General features: G+C 63.9%; 21 protein-coding genes. 8 read left to right on the forward strand and 13 right to left on the reverse strand.

The annotated features are described in order from the left end of the window. Positions 1–27 precede the first annotated feature (27 nt). From RJT37_RS02930 to RJT37_RS02950, 5 genes are all read right to left on the reverse strand, one after another. Positions 28–1,407, reverse strand: coding sequence for an aspartate aminotransferase family protein (locus RJT37_RS02930; RefSeq protein ID WP_313687652.1), 1,380 nt, complete (start codon positions 1,405–1,407; stop codon positions 28–30). A 379-nt stretch (positions 1,408–1,786) separates the two neighbouring features. Further along, a complete protein-coding gene (locus RJT37_RS02935) occupies positions 1,787–2,035 on the reverse strand; it encodes an acetyl-CoA carboxylase (protein ID WP_313687654.1) in 249 nt (82 codons plus the stop codon). Between the two features lie 177 nt (positions 2,036–2,212). Then, on the reverse strand, positions 2,213–3,184 hold the full coding sequence (locus RJT37_RS02940; protein ID WP_313687656.1) for a 5-oxoprolinase subunit C family protein: 972 nt from the start codon (positions 3,182–3,184) through the stop codon (positions 2,213–2,215). Further along, on the reverse strand, positions 3,184–4,083 hold the full coding sequence (locus RJT37_RS02945; protein ID WP_311170233.1) for a 5-oxoprolinase subunit B family protein: 900 nt from the start codon (positions 4,081–4,083) through the stop codon (positions 3,184–3,186). The genes RJT37_RS02940 and RJT37_RS02945 overlap by 1 nt, the downstream gene beginning before the upstream one ends. Before the next feature lie 156 nt (positions 4,084–4,239). Then, positions 4,240–5,871: a TCP-1/cpn60 chaperonin family protein gene (locus RJT37_RS02950; RefSeq protein WP_313687658.1), complete on the reverse strand. Its 1,632-nt coding sequence runs from the start codon at positions 5,869–5,871 to the stop codon at positions 4,240–4,242. A 134-nt stretch (positions 5,872–6,005) separates the two neighbouring features. Here RJT37_RS02950 and RJT37_RS02955 point away from each other — a divergent pair, with 134 nt between their 5' ends. Together RJT37_RS02955 and RJT37_RS02960 are read left to right on the forward strand one after the other, a co-directional pair. Further along, complete coding sequence (locus tag RJT37_RS02955) at positions 6,006–7,115, forward strand: ABC transporter ATP-binding protein (RefSeq protein ID WP_313687660.1); 1,110 nt, start codon at positions 6,006–6,008, stop codon at positions 7,113–7,115. A gap of 275 nt (positions 7,116–7,390) precedes the next feature. Next, positions 7,391–8,734, forward strand: a complete 1,344-nt coding sequence (locus RJT37_RS02960) for an acetyl-CoA carboxylase biotin carboxylase subunit (protein ID WP_345785381.1) — start codon at positions 7,391–7,393, stop codon at positions 8,732–8,734. Between the two features lie 58 nt (positions 8,735–8,792). On the opposite strand, the gene RJT37_RS02965 is transcribed toward RJT37_RS02960, so the two are convergent. Beyond that, positions 8,793–9,281, reverse strand: coding sequence for an Lrp/AsnC family transcriptional regulator (locus RJT37_RS02965; protein WP_313687662.1), 489 nt, complete (start codon positions 9,279–9,281; stop codon positions 8,793–8,795). Between the two features lie 215 nt (positions 9,282–9,496). Between RJT37_RS02965 and RJT37_RS02970 the strand changes: the two genes are divergently transcribed. The 3 genes from RJT37_RS02970 to RJT37_RS02980 are packed head-to-tail and all read left to right on the forward strand — an operon-like array spanning position 9,497 to position 12,571. Beyond that, positions 9,497–10,750, forward strand: a complete 1,254-nt coding sequence (locus RJT37_RS02970) for an ABC transporter substrate-binding protein (protein WP_313687664.1) — start codon at positions 9,497–9,499, stop codon at positions 10,748–10,750. Between the two features lie 22 nt (positions 10,751–10,772). Next, positions 10,773–11,726: an ABC transporter permease gene (locus RJT37_RS02975; protein ID WP_313687666.1), complete on the forward strand. Its 954-nt coding sequence runs from the start codon at positions 10,773–10,775 to the stop codon at positions 11,724–11,726. Next, entirely contained in the window at positions 11,726–12,571 is an 846-nt protein-coding gene (locus tag RJT37_RS02980) for an ABC transporter permease (protein WP_313687668.1), read from the forward strand. The genes RJT37_RS02975 and RJT37_RS02980 overlap by 1 nt, the downstream gene beginning before the upstream one ends. 234 nt (positions 12,572–12,805) lie before the next feature. On the opposite strand, the gene RJT37_RS02985 is transcribed toward RJT37_RS02980, so the two are convergent. Next, complete coding sequence (locus RJT37_RS02985; protein ID WP_313687670.1) at positions 12,806–13,567, reverse strand: LamB/YcsF family protein; 762 nt, start codon at positions 13,565–13,567, stop codon at positions 12,806–12,808. 278 nt (positions 13,568–13,845) lie between these two features. Between RJT37_RS02985 and RJT37_RS02990 the strand changes: the two genes are divergently transcribed. Next, complete coding sequence (locus RJT37_RS02990; RefSeq protein ID WP_313687672.1) at positions 13,846–14,262, forward strand: RidA family protein; 417 nt, start codon at positions 13,846–13,848, stop codon at positions 14,260–14,262. Positions 14,263–14,270: 8 nt separating this feature from the next. Beyond that, the gene (locus tag RJT37_RS02995; protein WP_313687674.1) at positions 14,271–15,641 is read left to right on the forward strand and encodes an MFS transporter; all 1,371 of its coding nucleotides are present in this window, start codon (positions 14,271–14,273) and stop codon (positions 15,639–15,641) included. A gap of 73 nt (positions 15,642–15,714) precedes the next feature. Here the strand turns inward: RJT37_RS02995 and RJT37_RS03000 are convergent, their stop codons facing one another. The 3 genes from RJT37_RS03000 to RJT37_RS03010 form a co-directional block, all read right to left on the reverse strand. After that, complete coding sequence (locus tag RJT37_RS03000; RefSeq protein WP_313687676.1) at positions 15,715–17,382, reverse strand: aldehyde ferredoxin oxidoreductase family protein; 1,668 nt, start codon at positions 17,380–17,382, stop codon at positions 15,715–15,717. A 196-nt stretch (positions 17,383–17,578) separates the two neighbouring features. After that, positions 17,579–18,157: a DUF7090 family protein gene (locus tag RJT37_RS03005; protein ID WP_313687678.1), complete on the reverse strand. Its 579-nt coding sequence runs from the start codon at positions 18,155–18,157 to the stop codon at positions 17,579–17,581. A 129-nt stretch (positions 18,158–18,286) separates the two neighbouring features. Further along, entirely contained in the window at positions 18,287–18,739 is a 453-nt protein-coding gene (locus RJT37_RS03010; RefSeq protein ID WP_313687680.1) for a DUF2391 family protein, read from the reverse strand. A gap of 125 nt (positions 18,740–18,864) precedes the next feature. On the opposite strand from RJT37_RS03010, the gene RJT37_RS03015 reads away from it, so the two are divergent. After that, on the forward strand, positions 18,865–19,545 hold the full coding sequence (locus RJT37_RS03015) for a class I SAM-dependent methyltransferase (RefSeq protein WP_313687682.1): 681 nt from the start codon (positions 18,865–18,867) through the stop codon (positions 19,543–19,545). A 25-nt stretch (positions 19,546–19,570) separates the two neighbouring features. Here RJT37_RS03015 and RJT37_RS03020 read toward each other — a convergent pair whose 3' ends face one another. Genes RJT37_RS03020 through RJT37_RS03030 form a run of 3 tightly spaced genes read right to left on the reverse strand, consistent with a single transcriptional unit; the run spans position 19,571 to position 23,691 of the window. Further along, positions 19,571–20,731, reverse strand: a complete 1,161-nt coding sequence (locus RJT37_RS03020; protein ID WP_313687683.1) for an ABC transporter ATP-binding protein — start codon at positions 20,729–20,731, stop codon at positions 19,571–19,573. A gap of 34 nt (positions 20,732–20,765) precedes the next feature. Further along, positions 20,766–22,511: an ABC transporter permease gene (locus tag RJT37_RS03025; protein ID WP_390209085.1), complete on the reverse strand. Its 1,746-nt coding sequence runs from the start codon at positions 22,509–22,511 to the stop codon at positions 20,766–20,768. A gap of 34 nt (positions 22,512–22,545) precedes the next feature. After that, entirely contained in the window at positions 22,546–23,691 is a 1,146-nt protein-coding gene (locus RJT37_RS03030) for a thiamine ABC transporter substrate-binding protein (protein WP_313687685.1), read from the reverse strand. Between the last annotated feature and the right edge of the window lie 12 nt (positions 23,692–23,703).

The following is a 23,703-nucleotide window of genomic DNA, read 5'->3' on the forward strand; positions in this document are numbered from 1 at the left end:
CGGCGAAGGGAGTCGCGAGCGGAGCGGCTACTCGGCGACGGCGGCGGTGACTTCCGTGATCGCGTCGGCGATGATATCCAGTGCGGTCCGGGTCTGCTCTTCGGTGATGACGAGCGGTGGCAGGAGCCGGAGGACGTTGCTGTACTGGCCGGCCTTCCAGACGAGCAGTCCGTGCTCGTAGCAGTATTCCTGGACGTCTGCGACGATGTCGCCGGCGTCCTCGACGGACCCGTTCTCGTCGACGAACTCCGCACCGATCATCAGCCCCTTCCCGCGGACCTCGGCCACGTGCGGGTTCTCGTCGGCGATCTCCCGCAGGCGCGACTGGATCATATCGCCCATCTCGGTCGCGTGATCCAGGAGGTCGTGTGCTTCGATGTACTCGATCGCCCGGAGGCCGGCGCTCATCGCGGGCACGTTGCCGCGGTACGTGCCGGCGTGATCCCCGGAGTCCCAGGTGTCGAGGTCCTCGTGGTAGATCGTACAGGAAAGCGGCAGTCCGTTCCCGCCGAGGGCCTTCGCGCTCGTGACGATGTCCGGCGTGATATCGTAGTGCTCGCTGGCCCACCACTCGCCGGTCCGACCGAACCCGGCCTGGATCTCGTCGACCATCAGCGGCACCTCGGCAACGTCTGCGATCTCGCGGAGCCCCTTCATGAACCGCTTCGGGGGGACGACGACGCCACCCTCGCCCTGAATCGGCTCGACGAAGATCCCGGCGGGGTTTGCGAGTCCCCCGTAGGGCTCGGTCAGGATCGATCGAACCTCCTGGAGGGCGTGGTCGACGGCCGCCTCGGGATCTCTTCCTTCCTGGAACGGATACGGGTAGGGGGCGTGCACGACGTCCGGCAACATCGGCGTGTAGTGGCCCTTGAACCCCTTGTTCGCCGTGATGCTCATCGCCCCGGCAGTCGCGCCGTGGTAGGCGTTCCGGAACGCGACCAGTCCGCTCCCCTCGGTGTTGAACTTCGCGAGTTTGATCGATGCTTCGACCGCGTCACTTCCCGTCGGCCCGCCGAACACGACGCGGCTGTTCCCCGAGAGGTCACCCGGGGCCAACTCTTCGAGTTTCTCGATGAGATCGAGCCGGGCTTCAGTCGGGAAATCGACCGTGTGGACGAACTTGTCCGCCTGTTCGTACATCCCCTCCATCACGTAGGGGTTCGTGTGCCCGACGTTGAGCACCCCGATACCCGCGAAGAAGTCCAGAAAGGTGTTACCGTCGACGTCCCGAACGGTCGCGCCGCTGGCTTCGTCGAGCGCGATGGGGATGTTCTCCGGGTAGGCGACTGCGCTACTGTCGATTTCGCGCTGCCGCTTGAGGAACCGCTTGCTCTCCGGACCGGGAACGCTGTCGACGTTCGGTGCGTCGTCGAAATGTAGTTCGTGTATCTCTGGGCCGACCATACTGATCGTTTCGGCTCGTATAATAAATAACTTTGTCACCTATTTATGGATCAGATACACAATATATCTCATTTATCGGATGAGGTCTATCCACGACCGTTTCGGTCTCTCGTCATCGCCCCGGCGGTCGCTCCCCGGGTGATCTCAGTCCGCTCCCGGGGGATGTCTAGCGGATACTCGACGACTCCTTTACGGGGGCCGACTCTTTCGTGGGTCCGACTCCTTTATGAGACCGACTCTTTCGTGAGTCCGACTCCTTTATGAGACCGACTCCGTCGTGAGTCCGACCCCACCAGCTACTCTCCGAAGTCACCCTCGGAAACGGCATTTCGTCTCATCTGCAGGTGCGCGAAAACCGGAAGCGCCCGCTCGGACGGCGTCAGGCGGGAGCGATCTCGACGAGTTCGTCCCCTGCGTCGACTTCCGACTCGTGCTCTGCGAGGAACTCGACGACCTCGCCGGCTTCGTCGGCTTTCACGTCGTGGAAGTTCTTCATCACGCCGATGAGACCGACGACGTCTCCCGCCTCGACTTCCTCACCCTCCTCGACGAATACGGGGTCTTCGGGATCGGGACGTCGATAGAACACGCCCGGCATCGATGCTTTGATGACGACATTCTCGGCCATATCGTTCCGTATGTGCCGACGCCGATCTACATATATCTTCCCCTTGGTCCGGGCTGTCAGCCGAATACTGACTCTCCTTTGAGAAAGCTGGAAAAATTGGAAGCATATCCAACTGCGTGTCTCCCGTGGCCGGTCACGCCGGCCCCAGACAGGAGGGATGGCCTACAGCAACTGCTCTCACTCGAGGAGCGCTGTTCGCACCGACTCCAGTTGCTCGTCGTGCTGCGCACGAGCGTCCAGCGCCTCGTCGATATCGATCGCCTCGAAGGTGATGTTCCGGTGGGTACGGGCCTGTGCGAGCATGTTCCGGTCGATACTGATGACCGTCCCGACGGTCGCGTACCCGCCGCCCGTCACGGCGTCCTGCATCAGGATGATCGGCTGTCCGGCCATCTGGATCGAGCCGACCGGATACCCCAGGTCGACGACGTTCGTCGCGTCGGGGCCCGCCCCGAAGGGCTGTTCGCGCTTCTCGAACATCGGTTCGATGTCCGGCCCGGTCAATCGGCAGCCGACCCGGTCGGCCTCGTCGCTGACTTTCCATTCGGTACCCAGGAACTCCTCGCGCCCTTCGTCGGTTAGCCGATAGTCACAGAGTCCCATCACGACCCGGATCGTGTCGTTGTTCGCGTAATCCGGGACGTTTTCGCTGTCGACCGACGCTCCGACGGGTGCGCTGCCAGTCGCCTCGCCGATCGCGAGCGTGTCCCCGTCTTCGAGGGCACGGCCCTCGTAGCCGCCGATCCCGATGAGCGTGTACGTCGACTGGCTCCCCATAATCGACGGGACGTCGATGCCGCCCGCGACGCTCAGATACGACCGGACGCCCTCGGTCGCGAACTCGAAGGAGAGGGTGTCGCCCGCCTCGACCTGCACGGCGCTCCACATCGGTACCGGCTCGCCGTTGAGCTTCGGTTCCATATCGGCCCCCGTTGCGGCCACGACGGCGTCCTCGCCGAATTCGAGGTCGGGACCCGCATACGTCATCTCCAGGGTGGCCGCGCTCTCGTCGTTGCCGACGAGGTAGTTCGCGACCTTGTGGGCGTACTGGTCCATCGCGCCCGACGGCGGCATCCCGATGTGATAGTGCCCGTACCGGCCCGTGTCCTGTACCGTCGTAGACAGTCCCGATTCGACGACTTCGATCATTACTGTAGCACCTCCTGGATCCGCTGGTTGTAGCCATCTGGGTCCTCGAAGAACTCCTCGGGGTGGAAGTCGATCGTCCCCATATTGTACTCGTAGGTCCCGTTTTCGACTTCCTCTCTGATCGCGTCGTACTCCGCCCGGTCGATCTGGCGGTAGTTGAGAATGTCACCCGGGTTCGGGAGGACCATCGACTCCTGGAAGTCGGCCAACTCCTGATCGACGTCCAGCACCTCGACCGGCGTCCGCCCGAAGAGCTGGTAGCCGCCGGCGCCCTTGACGGGGTAGATCGCCGTGAACGCCCCGCCGTAGCCGACTGCGCGGCTCGGCGTCGCCGTCCGCGGCTGGACGTACTTCGGCACCTCGATCTGCTGCTCACGCGGGACCATCTGGAAGGTAAACGGCAACCCGGGCACGAACCCGACCATCGTGACCATCTGTGGGGCTCCCGAGTGGGCGTCGATGAACGCCTCGACGCTGTCGAACCCGTTGATCCGCGCGGAGTACTCAAGATCCGTCGCGTCCGGATCCTGATGTCGCTCGCGGAACTGCATCAGCGTCTCGTGAGTCCACTCGTCCTGGTACAGTACCGGGATGTCGATGACCCGGGCCTCCCAGGTGTACTCGGCGATGTCGATGTCCTCTTTCAGCTGTTTGAGTTCCTCGATCAGGTCGTCCGGATTCTGCTCGGCGGGATCGAACCGGATCATATACGAGGCGTTCGACGGTGCGACCTCGACGATTCCGGGGAGGTCCCGCTCTCTGATCTCCTGACAGATTGCCTGCGCTGTGAAGTTCGCGTCGAAGCTCATCTCCTCTGCGAGTTCCACGAACACGTGGTCGTCTCCCCCGTATTCGTATCTGGGCGAGGAGAGCTCCTGTCGCTGGATGCCGTTGGTCATCTCTCTGGGTGTTCAGTTTCTCTTCTCCGAGTTATAGATTCTGGTAAATCTCCGCTCGCCAATACTTTTGAGAATATGACGTACAACAACGGAATCGATACCGGAACGTCATCCGATATTGGACGTGCAGACCGGCACAAGGTTTCTATCTGCTACTCAGGCGACATCTCGCTCCGGATCCGGCCGGAAATCGTAGTCGTCCTCGACCTCGTCGTCGTCGTCAGCGGCCGGGAGAGTATCGTCGATGCGGACGAGTTGAATGACGACGTCGGACGCCGCCGTCACGGCGCTTTCAACCACCGGTGCGAGATCGAACGGACCGCGGTCGCCCGCGTCGCGCACGACCTTCTCATCCGCATCGAAGACACCACTCGCTCCCGACGCCCGAAGCCGTGTGAGCGTATCGATCGGATCCCCGCCCGCGTTCCGAACGAGGGTTCGTGGCAGTTCTTCGAGTGCCTCGGCGTACTCGTCCATCGCGACCGCAGAGCGGTCGCCGACCCCCTTGGCCTCGTCCCGAACGGCGGCCGCGATTTGCATCCACGTGCCGCCGCCGCCCGGCACGAGCCGAGTGCCCTGCAGGATCGTCCGCCCCGTCGAGATTCCGGACATCAGCGCCCGCTGGATCGACGTCGCGTCGTACCGGAGCGCGCCCGTGATCACGAGCGTCCCGACTTCGCTCTCCGCACACTCCTCGATCCGCACGTACGTCTCGTCGGCCGATTCGACCGTGACTCGCCCCGCGGAACCGACGTCTTCGGGGCCGATATTGGTGTTCCCCATCACGATCCTGGCGCCGGTCGCTCGCGACACGCGACGGGCTTGCGGGGCCTGGAGACTCCGGAACGCGGTGATACCGGCCTTGTCGAGTTCCGCGATCGCGCGATCGCTGATTCCCATCGTCGTGAACACGACATCCACGTCGGCGTCGACGAGCGCCTGAACCTGGGCTTTCACGTCCTCGACCTCGTGCTGTCGGAACGCCTCGAGATCCTCCGGTGTCTCGGCCTGCAGCGTCACTTCCGTCCGTCCCTTCCCCGTACTCCCGCCTGTCCGTTTCAGTTCCCGTTCTTCGATCCCGTGGCCCGCTTTCTTCCCGCCGCCGAGGACGGCGATCCGTGCGTCCTCGAACTGCCGTGCTGTGTTCGGTGTTACCGGCTCCCGTTCGAGAAAGAGTCCCCGCCGGAATTCGACAGCGGGGGCCGACGCACCAGTCCGGTGGTGAAACTCGACGTGATCGACGCCGATCCCCCTGGTTCCGCGGTCCCGTGCGCGCTGGGTGAGTCTGGCCGCTTCGATCACTGCCTCGACGCTGCCGTCGAGTTCGGTGGCCCGACCGAGCGACGCACGGATCGCCGCACGGCTCCGTGGGTCGTCGAGGTCCGCGATCTGCGTTCCCAGATCCGCAACTGCGGCGACCGCGGCGCGCTGTCCGCGATGAAAGCCCTTGGCGATGGTCGCCCGGTGCATCCCCTTCGCCAACAGGTCGTCTGCCCGGTCACCGAGCGCCCCGATGAGCAGGGCAACGGCGGTCGACCCGTCGCCGGCGGTCTCCTTCTGTTCGACCGCGGCGTTGGCTGCGATGCGAGCGCCCGGATGGGCAAGATCGAGCGTGTCGAAGAGCTGGTGGAGATCGCCCGTGACGACCGCCTCGCCGTCGGTGACGACGAGTTTGTCCCGCCCGCCGGGTCCGTAGAGCCCCGCTGCCAGTCCGCCGAGCTGTACGGCACCATCGAGCACAGCGTGGTCCTCGCCCGCGTCCGCGGAGGTGATCGAACTCGAATCCATTCGTACATATAGGACACCCTCCCACATCTAAGCCTTTTCTTTATACGGGATCTAATTTCGAACCACAAACTCGGGACTGTGTTGTTCTCCCACAGATGGATTTAAATACACCCGTCGTCAGTATTCGATGAAAAATGAACGCGGAGGCCAGCGAAGAAACTACTACGCCCGAGCAGAACGTCATCGAAATTCGGAACCTGCGGAAGGAATACTACGGGCCCGAAACGGTCGTCGCCGTCGACGACGTCGATCTCGACATCCGCGAAGGGGAGTTCTTCACGATCCTCGGCCCCTCCGGCAGCGGCAAGTCGACGCTGCTACAGATGATCACCGGCATCGAGACACCGACCGACGGGGAGATCCGGATCGACGGCGATCTGGTCAACAACGTGAAATCGTACAACCGGAACACGAGCCTCGTGTTCCAGGAGTACGCCCTGTTCCCGCATATGAGCGCCCGGGAGAACGTCGAATACGGGCTGATGCTCCGCGGCGTCCCCGAAGCCGAGCGCCGCGAGCGGGCGGACGATATGTTCGAGCTGATGAACCTCGTGGGCAAGGAAGACCGGAACATCCAGGAGCTCTCCGGCGGCGAGCGCCAGCGCGTCGCGACGGCCCGCAGTCTCGTCATCGAGCCCGACGTGCTCCTCTTAGACGAGGTCCTCGGCGCCCTCGACGAGAAGCTGGCCAAGGAGATGCAGGTCGAACTGAAGCGCATCCAAGAGGAGGTCGAAAAGACGTTCGTGTTCGTCACGCACAGCCAGGAGGAGGCGTTCTCGATGAGCGACCGGATCGCGATTATGAACCAGGGCAGCGTCGAGCAGGTCGGGACGCCGCTGGAAATATACAACAACCCGACCTCGGAGTTCGTCGCCGACTTCCTCCAGATGCCTAACCTCATCACGGGCGAGATCGTTTCGGTCCACGACCGACTCGTCACCCTCGAGAGCGACGGCATCGAGTATCGGATCGCCAAAAAGAAAACCGCCGGCACCCCCGCCGTCGGCGACGAAGTGACGTTCTTGATTCCCAACGAGCGGCTGCTTTTCGACAACGACCACGAGAACACCTTTGAGGCGGTCGTTACCGATACGATCTTCAAGGGATCCTACACCGAGTACGCTGTCCAACTACTGAACGACCGCGAACTCCGGGTCCACGAAACCACGGGCGAGTCGCTCCTCTCGGAGGGCTCGGAAGTCAAGGTCGGCTTCGCGCCCGACGCCGTCGTCGTGTTCTCGTAGTCTGCGGGGCTCTCTGTCGTCGTGGTCTCGTCGTCTGGCGTGTTCTCCGTCGTCGTGTTCGCGTAGTCTGGCGTGTTCTCCGTCGTCGTGGTCTCGTCGTCTGGCGTGTTCTCCGTCGTCGACACGGTGACAGCGTTTCGCTGTCTCCGGAGCTGTTGTTTCGCTGCCTCAGGAGCTATTGAACGCTGTCCCGCATACAAATTCTATTCCGAATAGCGTACGAATATACGGCTTATCAAAAGACTAATATTGCAGATACGGCGTAATTGACGCGTATGTTTGACAGTGTCTTGGTCGCGAACCGGGGCGAGATCGCCGTCCGCATCATCCAGGCCTGCCGCGAACTCGGTGTCGACGCCGTCGCGGTGTACAGCGATACCGACGAGTCGGCAAAGCACGTGCGCCTCGCCGACGAGGCGTACCACATCGGCCCGTCGGTCGCCCGGGAGAGCTACCTCAATCAGGAGGCGATCATCGACGCGGCCCGCGAGGCCGGCGTCGACGCGATTCACCCCGGATACGGGTTCCTCGCGGAGAACACCGGGTTCGCGGCGAACGTCGAGGACAGCGACTTCAAGTGGATCGGCCCGCCGAGCGACGTGATGGACGACTTCGGCGAAAAGACGAAAGCGCGAAAGATTATGCAGCGTGCCAACGTGCCGATCGTCCCCGGGACGACCGATCCGGTCGAAAGCGTCGCGGAGGTCCGGGCGTTTGCCGAGGAACACGGCTATCCGGTGGCGATCAAGGCCGACGGCGGCGGCGGCGGTCGCGGGCTCAAGGTCGTCCAATCCGAAGACGAGATCGAATCGCAGTTCGAAAACGCGAAACGCGAGGGGGAGGCGTACTTCGACAACGACAACGTCTACGTCGAGCGGTTCCTGGAGAACCCCCGTCATATCGAGGTGCAGATCCTCGCCGACGAACACGGAAACGTCCGGCATCTGGGCGAACGGGACTGCTCGACGCAACGCCGCCAGCAGAAACTCATCGAAGAGACGCCGAGTCCGGTCCTCGACGAAGCGACCCGGGGCGAAGTCTGGGATGCTGCCCGGCGCGGCGCGTCGGAAGCCGGGTACATCAACGCCGGGACCGTCGAGTTCCTCTACGAGGACGGCGACTTTTTCTTCCTCGAAGTCAACGCCCGGATCCAGGTCGAACACTCCATCACCGAGGTCGTGACCGGAATCGACATCGTCAAATGGCAGATCCGGATCGCCGCCGGCGAGCACCTCTCGTTCCCGCAGTCCGCCGTCGAACCGCGCGGCTCCGCCATCGAGTTCCGGATCAACGCCGAAGAGCCGAGCGAGGAGTTCGCGCCGATGCCCGGCGAAGTGACGACGTATCGGCCGCCCCGGGGTATCGGGACGCGCGTCGACGACGGTATCGATCAGGGCGACCGGATTGCCCCGTTCTACGATTCGATGTTCGCCAAGTTCATCGCCTCCGGGGAAGACCGCGAGGAAGCGATCAGCCGCGGACTGCGCGCCTTAGAAGAGACCACGATCGAAGGCGTGCCGACGACGATACCCTTCCACCAGCAGGTATTGACGGACGAGCGCTTCCTGAACGCCGAGCACACGACGAAGTTCGTCGACGAGGAACTCACGATCGAGTGAACCGCCTCAGGGTCAAGCCCCGAGGCACTCGCCTTGTTTCATCTGTAGAGAGCGCAGTTCACTCCGGATCGACGAGATCTGTCAGGGTATCGAGCTCGAAGTCGCGGAACGGCGTCCGCTCGTTTTTGATCGTCGTGATCACGAAGTTGGTGCTCGTGCGTTCGATCTCGTCGATCCTCTCGTACGAGGAGATGAGGTCCTCGACCATCTCGCGGCTCGCGAAGTGGGCGATGACAATGAAGTCCGTGTCGCCCGCAATAAAGTACACCTGATTGACTCCTTCGATGTCGCTGAGTTTCTGACCGACTTCCTCGTGGTACTCCTCGCTGTACTCAGCATTCACTTCGGTAATGACCGTGAGATTGAGTCCGACCTTCTCGAGGTCGATGGTGAACAGCCCGTCTTTGATGATGCCTTCTTCCCGGAGGTTTTCGAGGCGATAGTGGATCGTCGATTTCGGAATCCCCGTCGCTTCCTCGATGGCTTTCGGACTCGGTTCACCGATCTCGGCGATCTTTTTAATTATTTTGATGTCTCGTTCGTCCATATTGACTCCTGTCCATAGCTCTGATTAGAACCGCGTCTAAAATTTCTGTGGTTCTGGGCGGACTATTGAAACCGGTCCCAGATATAGGTTATTATTTGGACCTTGTATAGTTTAATCACTGTTCCCCGGCAAATATACGAATCTAACTTTATTACACGCCGTACCTGAGACGTATAAATAGAAATATTCATATCCGTGTCTGTCCAGCAGACTGTATGGATCGGAAAAATGCTAGCGAGGGTCAAGAAGAAGAATCACGCCGCGACTTTATGAAGCTCGCGGGCGGGGTCGCCGGTGCGGCATCGGTCGGAGGCCTGTCCGGATGTCTCGGCGGGAGCGGTGGCGGCGACACTGCTACCGAGGGCGACGGAGACGAAGACACCACGACCGAACAGACCACCGACAGCGGCGACAGCGACGACGGCGGGGATTCGGTCGACGAACTCTCGTACTGGGCCGTCGGAACCACCAACCCCGAGGAGTGGGGCGACTTCACCGACGAAACCGGGATCGACGTCAGCTACTCCGCAGCCGCGTGGAGTCCCGGCGAGACGGTGACCAAACTCGTTCAGGGGACCGCCTCTCAGGATTTCGATATCGCCGGCAACGACACCACGCTCACCACCGTTCTCCACGAACAGGGGGCGATCAACCCGACGAATCTGCAGGACCTCTCCAACTGGGAGCACGTCTACGACGAGGTCAAAAACAGCGGGCCGACCGAGATCGACGGCGAACAGCATTCGCTTTCGAGCGTCCAGAACGGCGACTCGGTCGCGTATCTGCCACAGGAGGTCGGCGATCCGGGGAGTGTCAACTCCTACGGCATCCTCTTCGACGAGGAGTTCAAGGGGAAGACCTCGCTGGAGGCGGGCTGGGCGACCGCGTTCCACAAGGTCGCACTCTACCTGCAGCGGAACAATATGGCCGACCTCGAGAGTATCGAGAACCCCACCGAAGACGACGTCAAGACGGTCGTCGATTTCCTCCTCGAACAGAAGGAGAACGGACAGTTCCGGACGTTCTGGAGCGGCTGGCAGACGGCTGTCAACCTGCTTTCGAAGAAGGAAGTCGTCGCGATGGACACCTGGGAGCCGGTCGTGTTCGCGCTCCGTGACCAGGATATGGAAGCCGAGTACCTCGAACCGAAGGAAGGGTACTCCCTGTGGGCCATCGGCCCGTGGATCACGAACGCGGGCGCGGAGCACCGCGATGCCTCCGAGCGCCTGATCAACTGGATGATGGGTGGCTGGTACAACGCACAGATCACGACGATCCGCGGCTACCTCTCCTCGAGCGAACTCGGCATCGACTACGCGGAAGACTCGGAGGACTTCGACGCCGAGTTCATCCAGCAGCGCCACGAGGAGGTCCGGTCGCGCTTCAGCGACGACGTCAGCGTCTACGGCAACCGGTACCCGGAGACGTTCAGTACGCTGAACTCCCAGTGGAACCGCCTCACGTCCTAAATTCACGCGCTCTCAGTTTTTAATGGCTCACGACAACTCACAGCTGGCGACAGATGGTAGTGAACGCAGCGGGGTCGATTACGCCGCCCAGCAGCGGCTCCCGGCAGTTCTCAGGCCGCTCGTCGAGAACGACAGGCTCCGGTTCGGGCTGCAGGTGCTCCCGTGGCTTCTGGTGCTCGCCCTCTTCGTGTTTCTCCCCCTCGCGGCGATCTTCGTGTGGAGCGTCGCGATCCCGCAGCCGTTCGGGTTCGAACTCGGGTTCACCCTGGAGAACTACGCGGCGTTCATCGACTCCTATCGGCTCGGCATCTTCTTCGTGACGATCGGCGAGGGGGTGCTCCTGGTCGTCCTCTCGCTCGCCTTCGGGTTCCCGATCGCGTACTACGCCGGCATCCGCAAGCGCCACTCGAAGTACACCTTCCCGGTGATGCTGCTCTTTGCTATCCCGTTTCTCACGAACTACATCCTCCGGACGCTCTCGTGGATCTCCTTTCTCGGGAGCGACGGCCTCATCAACAGCGTGCTGATGCTGCTGGGCGTCGTCAACAACCCGCTCAGCTGGCTACTGTACTCGAAGTTCGCCGTTCGAGTCGGGATGCTCGCCAGCTACCTGCCCTTCATGATCTTCCCGGCGTGGCTCGCGATGAGCCGGATCGACGACGACATCCTCCGAGCGAGCACGGACCTCGGCGCCTCGCCGCTGGCGACGATCCGCCACATCGTGCTTCCGCTGTCGGTCCCCGGACTGCTCATCGGGAGCGTCTTCGTGTTCGTCGGCGTGCTCGGCGAGAGCGTCGTGCCCGTCATCCTCGGCGGCGGCAACGTCTCGCTGATCGCGACGGTCATCAGCAACGCGGTCAACTCGGCGCGCCTGCCGCTCGCGAGCGCGATCAGTTCCGTGCTGCTGCTGTTCGCGGTCTTCCTTTTACTCCTGTGGGAGTACGCCTTCGGCCTCAAAACGGTGGGTGAGATCTGATGAGCACGAAAACGACGGCGCCGACGACGCTGCTCCGGATCGATCCGGACGCCTGGCTCTCGGATCAGTCGAAGGACCGACTCTGGAAGGCGTTTATGGGCTTCTGGATCCTCTACATCCTCGCGCCGCCGATTATGCTGGTGTTCATCTCCCTGGACACCGCGCCGTACGTCCGGGTCCCGCAGGGGATCACGCTCTCGAAATACGAACTGATGCTCCAAAGCGAACCGCTGATCACCGCGATGGAGCGCTCGATCCAACTGGGCGTGGTCACGATGATCGTCGCGCCCCTCCTCGGACTCCTGGCGGCACTCTCGTACAGGAAAACGAGCTACAAGGCGGGGTTCGTCGGAGCGATGATTCTGCCCCTGTTCGTCCCCGGCGTCGTGCAGGGGTTCAGCCTCCTGATGCTGTTCAAGCAGATCGGGTTCGGCCAGCCGTTCGTCTCGACGGCCATCGGGCACGTCATCTGGGCGTTCCCCTTCGCCTTCCTCGTCATTCTCACCAGTATGTCGACGGTTCGTGATGACGTCCTGCTTGCGAGCGCCGACCTGGGCGCAAACGAGTTCGAGACGTTCCGCCACGTCATCCTGCCGCAGATTCGGCCGGGACTGATCAGCGCTATCATCTTCAGCTTCGTCCTCTCATTCAACGAGTTCTCCCGGACCGTCTTCCTCCAGTTCGGGGAGAACACCGTGCCGACGTACGTCTTCGCGAAGCTTCAGGTCGAACTCTCGCCGGAGGTGTTCGCGCTGGCCGGCTTCACCGTCGTCTTCTCGTTCATCCTGATCGGGATCGCGATCGGGGTGCTCTACCGGTCGAGTACCGACAATCAGGAACACTAACCGCACGGCCGTTTTTTCGACCGCCGCTGCGTCTCGTGGCGCTCGACGGGTTCGTACAAAAGACAGGACGTGAGTCGCCAGTGGTTCCGACGTCTCTTGTCGACTTCGCGCGGATCGTGTCTTTCCGCCGAGGCGTCGTCCGCGCGGCGCCTCATACTGATTACTCTCGTCTCTTACCACCGAGCGCCGCCACCGGGGGTGGCGCTCAGTGGTAAACAGTGAGAGTAATCGTTATCAGACGATCTCGTGAAGCGGTGCGAGTTCGATGTCGTGTTCCTCGAGCCGGTCGTGGACGGTTTCGAGGATCTCGACAGCGTTCGGCGTGTCGCCGTGGATACAGATGCTGTCGGCCGGAATGTCGATATCCTCGCCGTTGGCGGCTTCGACTTTTCCCTCGGTCGCGATCCTGACGAGCCTGTCGGCGACGAGGTCCGGGTCCCGGGCCTGTTTCTCCTGCTCGACGATCAGGCTCCGGTCGGGGTTGTAATCGAGGTCGACGTAGCCCTCGAAGACGGCATCGAGTTCGTCGTACTCTTCTGTGACCTCGTAGATGTTCATATCCGTCGCGAGATAGATGAGATCCTCGTCGACGTCGAGGATTCCCTCCATCACTGCACGGGCGTGCTCGGGACTCTCCGAGAGCATCGAGTACATCGCCCCGTGGGGCTTGACGTGCTGGAACGTGACGCCGTGCTGGTCGCAGAACGCCCGGAGCGCGCCCAGCTGGTAGGTGACGTAATCTTTGACTTCCTCGGGCGTGGCGTCCATCTTCCGGCGACCGAAGCCCATCTTGTCCGGCAGGCCGGGGTGGACACCGACGCCGACGCCGTGGTCCGACGCGAGCTGGACCGTCTCCCGCATCACGTGCGGATCGCCCCCGTGGTAGCCGCCGGCGACGTTCGCCGACGTGATGTACGGCATCACCTCGTCGTCTCGCCCCATCGTCCAGTTCCCGAAGCTCTCGCCCATATCGCAGTTGATGTCGATCTGTACCATAGAGGGGGCTTCGATTCGAGATACTATAGATTTTGGGACGACGGATCAATCACTGCCGTTGAGTGCAACGAAATTCCGCATATCCCGATCCCCTCGATTTACGTTCAGACGCGCCTCCGATCGCGCCGTGACGGGCTGCCGTGGGCTCGAACGGTGTGATATTCCCTTCAAGTCGAGAGCCCCGGACTGGTTGCGCTTCGGGACATTCGATTGACCGTTCACCATACCCACAAAATTAAACATCCTAATTTATACTCCGTTGCGTCCATCGGTGTCGTATGTCGCGTCAGAATATTTCTACAGGAACCAAGTGGGAACCGAAGTTCGGCTATTCGCGGGCGGTTCGCGTCGGCGACGAGATCCGCGTCTCGGGCACTACAGCGACCGACGATGACGGCGCCGTCGTCGCTCCGAACGACCCGTACGAGCAGGCGACACACATCTTCGATCTCATCGAGAGCGCCCTCGAAGAGGCCGGTGCCTCGCTTGCGGATGTGGTCCGCACTCGAATCTTCCTCACCGATATCGACGACTGGGAGGCCGTCGGGACGGCACACGCCGACGCGTTCGGCGACGTCCGGCCGGCGACCAGTATCGTCGGCGTCGCCGAACTGCTCGATCCGGCGCTCGTCGTCGAGATCGAAGCCGATGCTGTCGTCACTGACGACACCGCCGACGAGTCTCACTCGGGCTGACGCCCACGATGGCGAGTCCGCTTCCGGTCGGCGAGGTTCTGACGCGGATCCCGCGAGGTCCTGTCCAGCGGAACGTCCTCGTTGCGACGGGCACCGCCTGGGCGCTTGCGGCGATGGAAGTGCTCCTGATCTCGTTTACGCTCCCGACGATGACCGCGGTGTGGGGGCTCTCCGGGACTGCGGCCGGGGTGCTCGGCAGCGCCAGTCTTGGGGGGATGGTTCTCGGCAGCCCGCTCGGCGGCCGACTCGCCGACAGCTACGGTCGGCTGCGGACGCTGCAGCTGATGGTGGCGGTGTATGCGGTTTCTGCGGGTCTCACGGCCCTCTCGGGTGGTCTCTATTCGGCCACGCTTCTGCGGTTTCTGACCGGTATCGGCATCGGCGGCACCGCAACGGCGACGACGGTCTACCTGAGCGAACACCTCGCGGACGGCGACCGGGGGCGGTATCTCACGTATCTCGACGCGTTCTGGGCGATCGGCTCGATCGCGGCGGTGCTTCTGGCGTGGGTGCTTCTCACTCCGTTCGCGTTCTCGATGCCCGCCGGTGGATTCGAACACTGGCGACTCCTCTTTGTGGTCGGGGCGACGCCGATCCTGCTTGTTCCGCTGTTCGGCCGCTTCGGCGACTCCCCGCACTATCTGGCCGACCACGGTCGCGAAACCGCGGCCCGTGAACGGCTCGAAGCCATTTCCACGGGAAACGGCGCGCCGCTCGATCTCTCGGCGGTCCGGCTCGTGGTCCGGACGGCGGACGACGACGACGCCGGATTCAAACAGTTGCTCTCGCCCTCGCTGGGCCGTCGGACCGTGGTGACGTCGCTCGCCTGGTTCGGCACCAACTTCGGATTCTTCGGCGTGTTCATCTGGCTCCCGGGCGCGATCGGTGCCGCGGAGTTCGTCGGCGGCACGTATCAGTATCTACTGCTCGCCAGCGTCGTCCAGATTCCGGGCTATCTCAGCGCCGCCTGGCTCGTCGACCGCGTGGGGGCAAAGCGGACGCTCGGGGGGTATCTCCTCCTCTCGGGGCTCGGCACGTACGTCTTCGCGGCTGCGCTTCCCGGTGTCGGATTCACCCCGCTGTCGGGATTCTGGCCGTTTCTGTTCGGGCTGTTGGCGGCGAGTTTCTTTTCCGTTGGGGCCTTCGGGTCGCTCCGGGCTTACACGCCCGCACAGTTTCCGACGAGTCTCCGCAGTACCGGCTCCGGGGTGGCGGAAGGAACCGGCCGGATCGCCGGGATCTTAGGGCCGATCGTCGCGGGTAGCCTCGTCGGGTCGGGATACCTCCTCGCGCTGGCCCCGCTCGCGGTCGGCTTCGCGCTCGCGGGCGTACTCGTCTTCGTCTTCGGTTCCGACGCCGACGAGTTCGTCTCGGCGTGATGCCCGGAGTCGCCAGTTACGGTGATACTCCGGCTCGCCGCGTCCGAAAGCTCCGAGGCGAACGCCTCGCTCCCTACGAGGGAAGCGCCGCGTTCGGGACAGTTCCGTCCGTGTTCCAGTCTCGGACCTGGTAGTACTCCACGAGTGCGTCGTCGAACCCGGGCAGATCCTCGGCGTACGGGAGGGTGTCGTCGCCCTCGTCGAAGCCGCGCTGGTTGTTGAAGTGCCGTTCCAGCGTCACGGTCCGGTCGCCGACCGAAAGCAGATCCTCGAAATCCGCGTCGAACAGCATCTCGTAGCGCTCCGGCGACATATAGTCGCGCGAGAACTTGCAGACGACGCCGCTGTCGTTGAGCGCCATCAGGTTCTCCCGCTCGACGAGCCGTTCGGCCTTCCCCTCGAATCCGGTGGGCTCCATCGCCTGGTCGCTGGGGACGAGCGGGTACTCGACCGAGTAGAACGTCGCGTACATGTGGTCGGCGCCGCGGTTCGCCACCGCGTAGGAGAGCGCCTGTCCGTGGAGGACGCGCCCCTCGTGGGCCGCGAAGTCCATTCCCTTGACCGACCAGTTCTCGACGCCTAACTCCTCGTGGGTCCGGTCGATCCCTTCCGCGAGGGTGTCGCCGACGCCGTCGCGGTGGGCGATCTTCTCGACGAGGTCCCAGATGAGTTCGCGGTTGCCGAACTCGTCTTCGGCGGCGAGATAGGAGGCGACCACGTTACCCGCGGAGATGGCGTCGAGACCGTACTCGTCGCACAGCTGGTTCGACTTCATCACGTCGACGATGTCGTCGACGCCGCTGTTGGAGCCGAACGCCATCGCCACCTCGAATTCCGGCCCCTCGGTTTCGATGCCGCGTTCCTCGTCTCTCGTCGGAAGTTTGCACGCGAACGCACACGCCGAACAGGTTCCCTTCTTGTACTTCTTGTCGGCGACGGCGCTGCCGTTGATCCCCTCGACGCCCTCGAAGGACTGTTCCGAGAAGTAATACGACGGCAGGCCGTTCTTCTCGTTTGCGAGATCCATCACGGCGACCGTTCCCTGCTCTTTCATGATGTGGTCGTCGGTCGCGGCCTCGCGGTGAATCTCCATCTGTCCGGCCGGGATCTCGATCTCCGGGGCCGAGTCGCCGTCGAAGGTGACCGCCTTGACGTTCTTCGCGCCGAGGACGGCTCCGAGGCCGCCGCGGCCGAAGGCCCGCTCTTCGGTGGTCATCACCGAGGCGAACCGGACCTCGTTTTCGCCCGCTGGCCCGATGCACGCGACGTGGTCCGCGTCGAGGTCGTGCTCCTCGCGGATGTACTCGCAGGTCTCGGGGACGGTGGCGCCCGCGAGATCCGGGACCGGCTCGAATTCGACGCCCTCGTCGGTGACGTGGACGACGAGGAGTTCGTCGCTCTCGCCGGCGAACTCGACGGCGCTGTAGCCGGTGTCCGCGAAGTGCCGCGACATGAATCCGCCGGCGTTCGACGAGAGCAGCCCGTCGGTCAGCGGTGACACCGCAGTGGCGTTCATCCGCCCCGTGAAGCTCATCTGCGAGGCCTGCATCGGCCCCGTGGTGAACACGAGCCGGTTCTCGGTGCCGAGCGGGTCGGCGTCGAACGGGACGCGGTCGTGGACGAGTTTCGTGCCCACGCCTCGTCCGCCGATGTACGATTCGAGTACGTCGTCGATATCCTCTGTGTGTGTGTCCTGCGCTGTGAGATCCACAGAGAGCAGTGGTCCTTTGCTGTGCAGCATTACTGAAACGATGGCTGCCGCGGTAATAAAAGTTCTACAGTCGGCCCGGCAATCACCTCACTAGCAGTTCGGCGTTCTCGATGGGCGTTGCATCAGGCGCGACAACCGACAGCGTCATACTGATTACTCTCACTGTTTCCTGCCGAGCATCACCCCCTCGACGGCGCTTGGCGGGGAGAGACGAGCGTAATCAGTATCAGAAATCCGCTTCGACGCCCCCGTCGAGATCCAGTTCGACCACGCCGTCGAAAAGCTCCCGGAACCGCTGGATCGTCTCCGCGTCGTGGACCTCATTCGAGAGGTGGAACAGCCCGACCGCGTCGTGTTTATCGAGGAGATCGAGGAGCTTGCGGGTGGCGTCGTAGGCCCCGTCGACGTCGGCGTAGTAGGCCAGTTCCGTCACCGAATCGACGCTGAGCCGCAGTTTGCCCTCGTGGGACTCCAGAAAGTCCGTCACCTGCGTCACGATCCCGTCGAGGTCGTCGGGCGCGGAGACGTAGTGGACGTTGTCAGTCCGCCAGCGGGAGTACCCTCGCTCGACCGACAGCGTATCGAGGATGTCCGCCCGCGACTCGTCGACGTCGTAGTGTTCGAGTTTCTGTTCGACTTCCCTGGCGGTCGTCCGGGTCGAGACGATGAGGAAGTGATCGGTGTCGGTTTTGAAGAAGTCGGTGTCGATCCGGTCGGTCTCGCCGATGCTCGGGTGGAGCAGTAAGATGCCTGTGCCACCGGGGACGGTGTCCGGCGCGTTCTCGATAGCGAGCTGGTAATCCATACCGGATCAAATCGGCCCTGTCGACTTAACCGTGCGGGGGATCCGCTCACACGTTCCAGACGACTGATCCCGACGAGTCGGGGCCGTTCGGGCGTATTCACGCTCGGAACCGGTCGCAGGGGGAGGGTGTCAGTACAGCGAGTCGGCGGTCGCCGCGCCGATCACGCTGAAGACGGCACCGATACTGACTGCTTTCGCCGTCGTTTTGACGACCGCGCTGTCGATTACTCCGTCGAAGAGCACGCCGGATGCAGCCCCTGTGCCGCCGAGAAACGTCCCCGGCGCGTCGAACGCGACCGCGAGGAGTAACACCGAGAGATACGAGACCGCGATCAGGGAGATGAACCGCAGCGGCACCCCGCCGACGTCGGATTCCCGATCGGGATCCCTGTCGTCGGCCTTGTACAGCGCGCCGTAGCCGATCGTGAAGACGATGACGACGGTGAAAAGCGCCTGCACTACGGACATACTCTCGGCGAGCACCCACACCTCCTCGGTGACGACGAAGGGCCCCGCGAGGAGGAACCCCCCGACGATCTGTTGTGCGGTGTCCGTGAGCGCGAACCGACGGCCACGAGCCATATCTCCTGTCTTCCCCCGGACAGGATATACTCTCCGCTCTCACCGCCGGGATACGCACCTGTCCGCCGTCCGAAGCACCCGGAGGAAACCCGACGGTTCTTGTCCGCGCCGGATCATCGGGGGATATGAGCGTCAGAGACGAGTTCGACGCCTGGGCGGCCGACGGGCGCGACAAGGGAATGGAGGAGCGACACTGGCACACCGCGAAACACGCGCTCGCGCGGATGCCGATCGAACCAGGTGACACCGTCCTGGATCTCGGATGCGGTAGCGGGTACGCCGGCCGCGCACTCCGAGAGACGAAAGACGCCGGCCGAGTGTACGGGCTGGACGGGTCGCCCGCGATGGCGCGCAACGCCCGCTCGTACACGGACGATTCGGACGTCGCGTTCGCCGTCGGCGACTTCGACGACCTGCCCTTCGCGGCCGATAGTATCGACCACATCTGGAGTATGGAGGCGTTCTACTACGCGCGGGACCCGGGCCACACGCTCGAAGAGGTCGCCAGGATCCTCGCGCCGGGCGGGACGTTCTACTGCGCGGTGAACTACTACGAGGAGAACGTCCACTCCCACGCGTGGCAGGAGCACATCGACATCGAGATGACCCGCTGGTCTCGGGCGGAGTACCGCGAGGCGTTCCGCGAGGCGGGCCTCCACGTCGCCGAACAGGATTCGATCCCGGATCGGGAGATCGAAATCCCGCCCGCCGAGGCGTTCCCCACCGAGGAGTGGGACTCCCGCGAGGCGATGGTCGAACGGTACCGGACCTACGGGACACTTCTCACCGTCGGCGTCGCGCCCTGAAACGCCGGAGTGATGCGCTTCGAGCTTACTCACCCTCGACTTCGACGAGATGTGCGTCGCCCGGATCGAATCCCACGCGGACGTCGCCGTCGAGCGGGTCCGGTGACCGGACCCGCAACTCCCGTCCTTGCCACTCCAGATACGACCGCGTCGACTCGCCGAGGAACTCCGTTTTCGACACTGACGCTTCGAGCAGGTTCGACGCGTCCGTACCGTTTTGCCGCTCTCCGTCGTCGATCGCTCTCAGTTGCTCCGGGCGAACGCAGAACGTCACCCGGTCGTTCACCGCCAGCGCTCGCGCCGTCGTCACCGCGAACGTCGTCCCGTCGGCCTCGATCCGGCCAGCGTATAGTTCGCCCGTTGATCGCTCTCCACCCGTCTCCGAATCCCCCTTTGTTTCCACTGGAGATCCGGTCGACTCGGTGCGTCTCTCGACGGAGACGACCCGGCCGTCGAACACGTTGTTGTCGCCGACGAACTCCGCGACGAACCGAGTCGCCGGGCGTCGGTAAACCCCCCGCGGTGTCCCGACTTGCTCGATCCGACCGTCGTTCATCACCGCGACGCGGTCGGAGACCGCAAGCGCCTCTTCCTGGTCGTGGGTGACGTACAGCGTCGTGATCCCGAGCGTCGACTGGATCTCCTTGATCTGCATCCGAAGCCGTTCCCTGAGTCGGGCGTCGAGCGCGCTCATCGGTTCGTCGAGCAGCAGCAGGTCGGGCCCAGGTGCGAGCGCTCTTGCGAGGGCGACGCGCTGCTGTTGCCCGCCGGAGAGTTCCGTGGGATCCCGCTCCCCAGTGTTCGGGAGGTCGACGAGTTCCAGAAGCGACGCAACGCGCTTCTCGCGGCTCTCCCCGCCGGGCGGGTCGTCGAACCGGAGTCCGTAGGCGACGTTCTCCGCGACGGAGAGGTGCGGAAAGAGCGCGTAGTTCTGGAAGACGACGCCGACGTTTCGGTCCTCGGGCGGCACGCCGGCCATCTCCCGGCCGTCGAACGCGATGCGCCCGGTCGTCGTCGGTTCGAATCCGGCGACGAGTCGCAGTGTCGTCGTTTTCCCGCACCCGGAGGGCCCCACCAGCGTGAAGAACTCGCCGTCCTCGACGGTCAGGTCGACCCCTGCGGATTCCCTGCCCAGCGCAACCGCCTCGCCGTACTTCTTCCGTACGTTCGTGAGCGTCAGTTCCATCTGTGGATCCCCCGGTGGCGTGTTGATTGCATACTCAGAACCCCCCTCGACCGCCGTATCGGCTGCCGAACCGCTCGATCACGACGAAACTCAGGCTCGTGACTGCGAGCAGGAGACAGCCCATCGCCGTCGCCGGTCCGAGCCGGCGGCCGAGGTAGCGCTCGACAGCGATGGGCATCGTGTAGCTGCTGGACCCCTCCGCGAGTACGATCGTCGAGTCGAACTCGCCGATGCTGATGGCGAACGCGAAGGCCGCGCCAGCGACGACGCCGGCGGCGACGAGCGGCAACTCGATGTCGACGAGCGCCCGCACGCGACTCGCGCCGAGGCTCCGGGCGGATTCGACCAGTCGCGGATCGAGATTCCCCAAGAGCGGCGCGACGCTGCGGGTCACGAACGGGTACGCGCCCACGGCGTGTGCGGCGATGATCGCGAGCGCCCCGGTCACCTGGATCCGCGTGCCGAACGCCTCGACGCCGAAGACGAGCCCCCGGAGGAGCCCGAGGCCGACGACGATCCCCGAGACCGCGAGCGGCGCCATCGCCAGCGCGTCGACGACGGCGCGCCCGCGGAACTGCCGCGTCGTCAATACGCCGAGGACGACTCCCATCGGCACCGCGACGAGCAGCGTGGCGCCACCGAAAAGCAGCGAGTTCCGGATCGCCGGCAGGGGGCGAACCTGGTACGACGCGCCGGTCTGCTGGCGTTCGAGCAGGAACAGGTAGTGCTCGGGCGTGATCGCCCCGTTCGAGCCCGTCAGGCTCGTCAGGAGCATCGAGGCGATCGGGAGGACGAACACCGCGACGAGGGCGACGGCGTAGACGGCGATTCCCGCCCGTGTGCCGATCTCCCGCGGTGTCCACGACCCGGGCCACAGCGACCGCCGGGGCTGCGGACGCGCACCCTGTCCGGATGCACGCTGGCGCCCCTCGTAACGGAGATACAGGTACGTCAGCCCCAAGGAGATCACCGTCTCGATGACCGCGAGTGCGGCCGCCTCGGCGTACGCGAGGTTCTGGATGCGGGAGTAGATGAACACCTCGACCGTGGCGAGTTGGAAGCCCCCGAGCGCGAGGACGATCGGGAACGAGGCGAACGTGAACACGAACGTCAGCGTCGCGCCGATGGCGACCGCGGGCAAAAGCTGCGGGAGGACGACGTCGCGGAACGCCCGCGTCGGCGACGCGCCGAGGCTCCGGGCCGTCTCGATCGCCGAGGCGTCGACGCTCTCCCAGGCAGCGGTCGTCACCCGCGCGACGAGCGGCGCGTTGTAGAACGCGTGGGCGATCACGATGGCCGGCAGCGAAAACAGCAGTTCGACGGTCGGCAGCCCGAGCGTCTGCAGGATGGCGTTGAGCGTGCCGTTCTTGCCGAACGTGGCGACGAACCCGATCGCGACCATGATCGAGGGCATCACAAAGGGGAGGATCGTCAACGAGCGGAGCGTCTCCCGGCCGGAGAACTCGAAGCGCGCGAGGAGCCACGCGCCGGGCAGTCCCAGGACCACCGACGCGATCGTCGAGAGCAGTGCCTGGTACGCCGTGAACCCGAAGATGTCGACGAGGTAGAACCGCGAGGAGAGGACGGACACGAGCGGTTCGACCGTCGGACGGCCGTCGACGACGACGGCCTCGACGAACACCGTCGCGACCGGGTAGTAGAAGACGACGAGCAACACGAGCGCCGTCGCCGCCGCGACGAGCGTGAGCGCCCGTGCCTCGACAGCCGACAGGAACGCGCGTAGACGACCCGGCACGGACGGAAGGGCGTCTGGATTCACGGCTCTCAGACCTCGACCCTCGTCTGCGCCGTCCTCACTTGCTCGCGAACTGTCGTTCCCACGCCTCGGTCCACTCACTCACGTTGCCTCGGAGTTCGTCGTACGTGAAAGTGACCCCTTCCGGCGGTTCTTTGGCGTACTGCGCGAACTCCTCGGGGAGTTCGGCGGACGTGGTCGCCGGGAACGCGACGTTGCGCTGGGCGATCTCCCCCTGCACGTCGGGCCGGAGCATAAATTCGAGGAACCGCCGGCCGAGTTCGGGTCGGTCGGTCCCCTCGAACAGCGCCATCCCCTCGGGGTAGGCGTAGCCCTGGTCGTTCAGGAACCGGATCTGGTGTTTCGCCATGTCCTGGTCGTAGCGGTTGGCGTACACCTGATCGGTCGAGTAGGAGACGACCATCGGCGCCTCCTCCTCGGTGTACAGATCGTAGGAGGTGTCCCAGTCGGCCACCACTCGAACGTCGTTGTCCTGCAACTGCTGCCAGTAGTCGAGATAGCCGTCTTCGCTCTTCGCTTTGATCGAGTGGAGCAGGAAGGACTTCCCCGTCGAACTCGCGGTCGGGTTCTGGGTGAGCAGGTCGCCCGCGAAGGCCGGGTCGAGCAGTTCGTCGAACGTCTCCGGCGCGACGTACTCGCCGTCCTCGCCCATCGTCTCGTTGTAGACGATACTGACGTAGCTCGTGTCGTAGGGAACGGTCCGCCCGTCGGGATCGAACTGCAGCGACTCCTTCACGTCGTCCTGGCCCGCCAGGCCGTCGACGGTCGTGAACAGCCCGTCGTCGAGTTTGTCGTCGATCCGGACGAGCATATCCACGTTGAGCCCGACGTAGACGTCGGCCTCGATGTCGACGCCCTGCAGGCCGCGCTCGATGTAGTGGTTGATCTCGCTGTCGGGCGTCTCGAACGTGAGCGTGGCGTCGAACTCCGACTCGAAGGTCTCCTTGAGCCACGGCCCGGGGCTCGTAGACGGCGCGTCCACGAACGCCCCGTACGTCGAGACGATCAGTTCCGGCGGCTCGGAGTCGGTGCTCCCCGCGGTCGTTCCGGTGGCCGTGTCGCTTTCAGTTGTCGCCTCCGTGTCGGTCGCCGTATCCGTCGCTCCGCCGTCGCTGCCGGCACACCCGGCGAGGCCGGCGACACTCCCAGCACCGGCCACGCGCAGGAACGTTCGTCGCTTCATTACCAGGTAATC

This window comes from Halobellus marinus (assembly GCF_032113415.1).
Classification (GTDB): domain Archaea; phylum Halobacteriota; class Halobacteria; order Halobacteriales; family Haloferacaceae; genus Haloquadratum; species Haloquadratum marinus.

What these genes read in the sequence shown, in the direction of transcription:
- RJT37_RS03030 (WP_313687685.1), bottom strand. Translation starts at nt 23,691, where the DNA reads ATGAAGCGACGAACGTTCCTGCGCGTGGCCGGTGCTGGGAGTGTCGCC.
- RJT37_RS03020 (WP_313687683.1), bottom strand. Translation starts at nt 20,731, where the DNA reads ATGGAACTGACGCTCACGAACGTACGGAAGAAGTACGGCGAGGCGGTT.
- RJT37_RS02980 (WP_313687668.1), top strand. Translation starts at nt 11,726, where the DNA reads ATGAGCACGAAAACGACGGCGCCGACGACGCTGCTCCGGATCGATCCG.
- RJT37_RS02960 (WP_345785381.1), top strand. Translation starts at nt 7,391, where the DNA reads ATGTTTGACAGTGTCTTGGTCGCGAACCGGGGCGAGATCGCCGTCCGC.
- RJT37_RS02995 (WP_313687674.1), top strand. Translation starts at nt 14,271, where the DNA reads ATGGCGAGTCCGCTTCCGGTCGGCGAGGTTCTGACGCGGATCCCGCGA.
- RJT37_RS03010 (WP_313687680.1), bottom strand. Translation starts at nt 18,739, where the DNA reads ATGGCTCGTGGCCGTCGGTTCGCGCTCACGGACACCGCACAACAGATC.
- RJT37_RS02965 (WP_313687662.1), bottom strand. Translation starts at nt 9,281, where the DNA reads ATGGACGAACGAGACATCAAAATAATTAAAAAGATCGCCGAGATCGGT.
- RJT37_RS03005 (WP_313687678.1), bottom strand. Translation starts at nt 18,157, where the DNA reads ATGGATTACCAGCTCGCTATCGAGAACGCGCCGGACACCGTCCCCGGT.
- RJT37_RS02955 (WP_313687660.1), top strand. Translation starts at nt 6,006, where the DNA reads ATGAACGCGGAGGCCAGCGAAGAAACTACTACGCCCGAGCAGAACGTC.
- RJT37_RS02950 (WP_313687658.1), bottom strand. Translation starts at nt 5,871, where the DNA reads ATGGATTCGAGTTCGATCACCTCCGCGGACGCGGGCGAGGACCACGCT.
- RJT37_RS02985 (WP_313687670.1), bottom strand. Translation starts at nt 13,567, where the DNA reads ATGGTACAGATCGACATCAACTGCGATATGGGCGAGAGCTTCGGGAAC.
- RJT37_RS03015 (WP_313687682.1), top strand. Translation starts at nt 18,865, where the DNA reads ATGAGCGTCAGAGACGAGTTCGACGCCTGGGCGGCCGACGGGCGCGAC.
- RJT37_RS02945 (WP_311170233.1), bottom strand. Translation starts at nt 4,083, where the DNA reads ATGACCAACGGCATCCAGCGACAGGAGCTCTCCTCGCCCAGATACGAA.
- RJT37_RS02990 (WP_313687672.1), top strand. Translation starts at nt 13,846, where the DNA reads ATGTCGCGTCAGAATATTTCTACAGGAACCAAGTGGGAACCGAAGTTC.
- RJT37_RS02940 (WP_313687656.1), bottom strand. Translation starts at nt 3,184, where the DNA reads ATGATCGAAGTCGTCGAATCGGGACTGTCTACGACGGTACAGGACACG.
- RJT37_RS02930 (WP_313687652.1), bottom strand. Translation starts at nt 1,407, where the DNA reads ATGGTCGGCCCAGAGATACACGAACTACATTTCGACGACGCACCGAAC.
- RJT37_RS03000 (WP_313687676.1), bottom strand. Translation starts at nt 17,382, where the DNA reads ATGCTGCACAGCAAAGGACCACTGCTCTCTGTGGATCTCACAGCGCAG.
- RJT37_RS02935 (WP_313687654.1), bottom strand. Translation starts at nt 2,035, where the DNA reads ATGGCCGAGAATGTCGTCATCAAAGCATCGATGCCGGGCGTGTTCTAT.
- RJT37_RS02975 (WP_313687666.1), top strand. Translation starts at nt 10,773, where the DNA reads ATGGCTCACGACAACTCACAGCTGGCGACAGATGGTAGTGAACGCAGC.
- RJT37_RS02970 (WP_313687664.1), top strand. Translation starts at nt 9,497, where the DNA reads ATGGATCGGAAAAATGCTAGCGAGGGTCAAGAAGAAGAATCACGCCGC.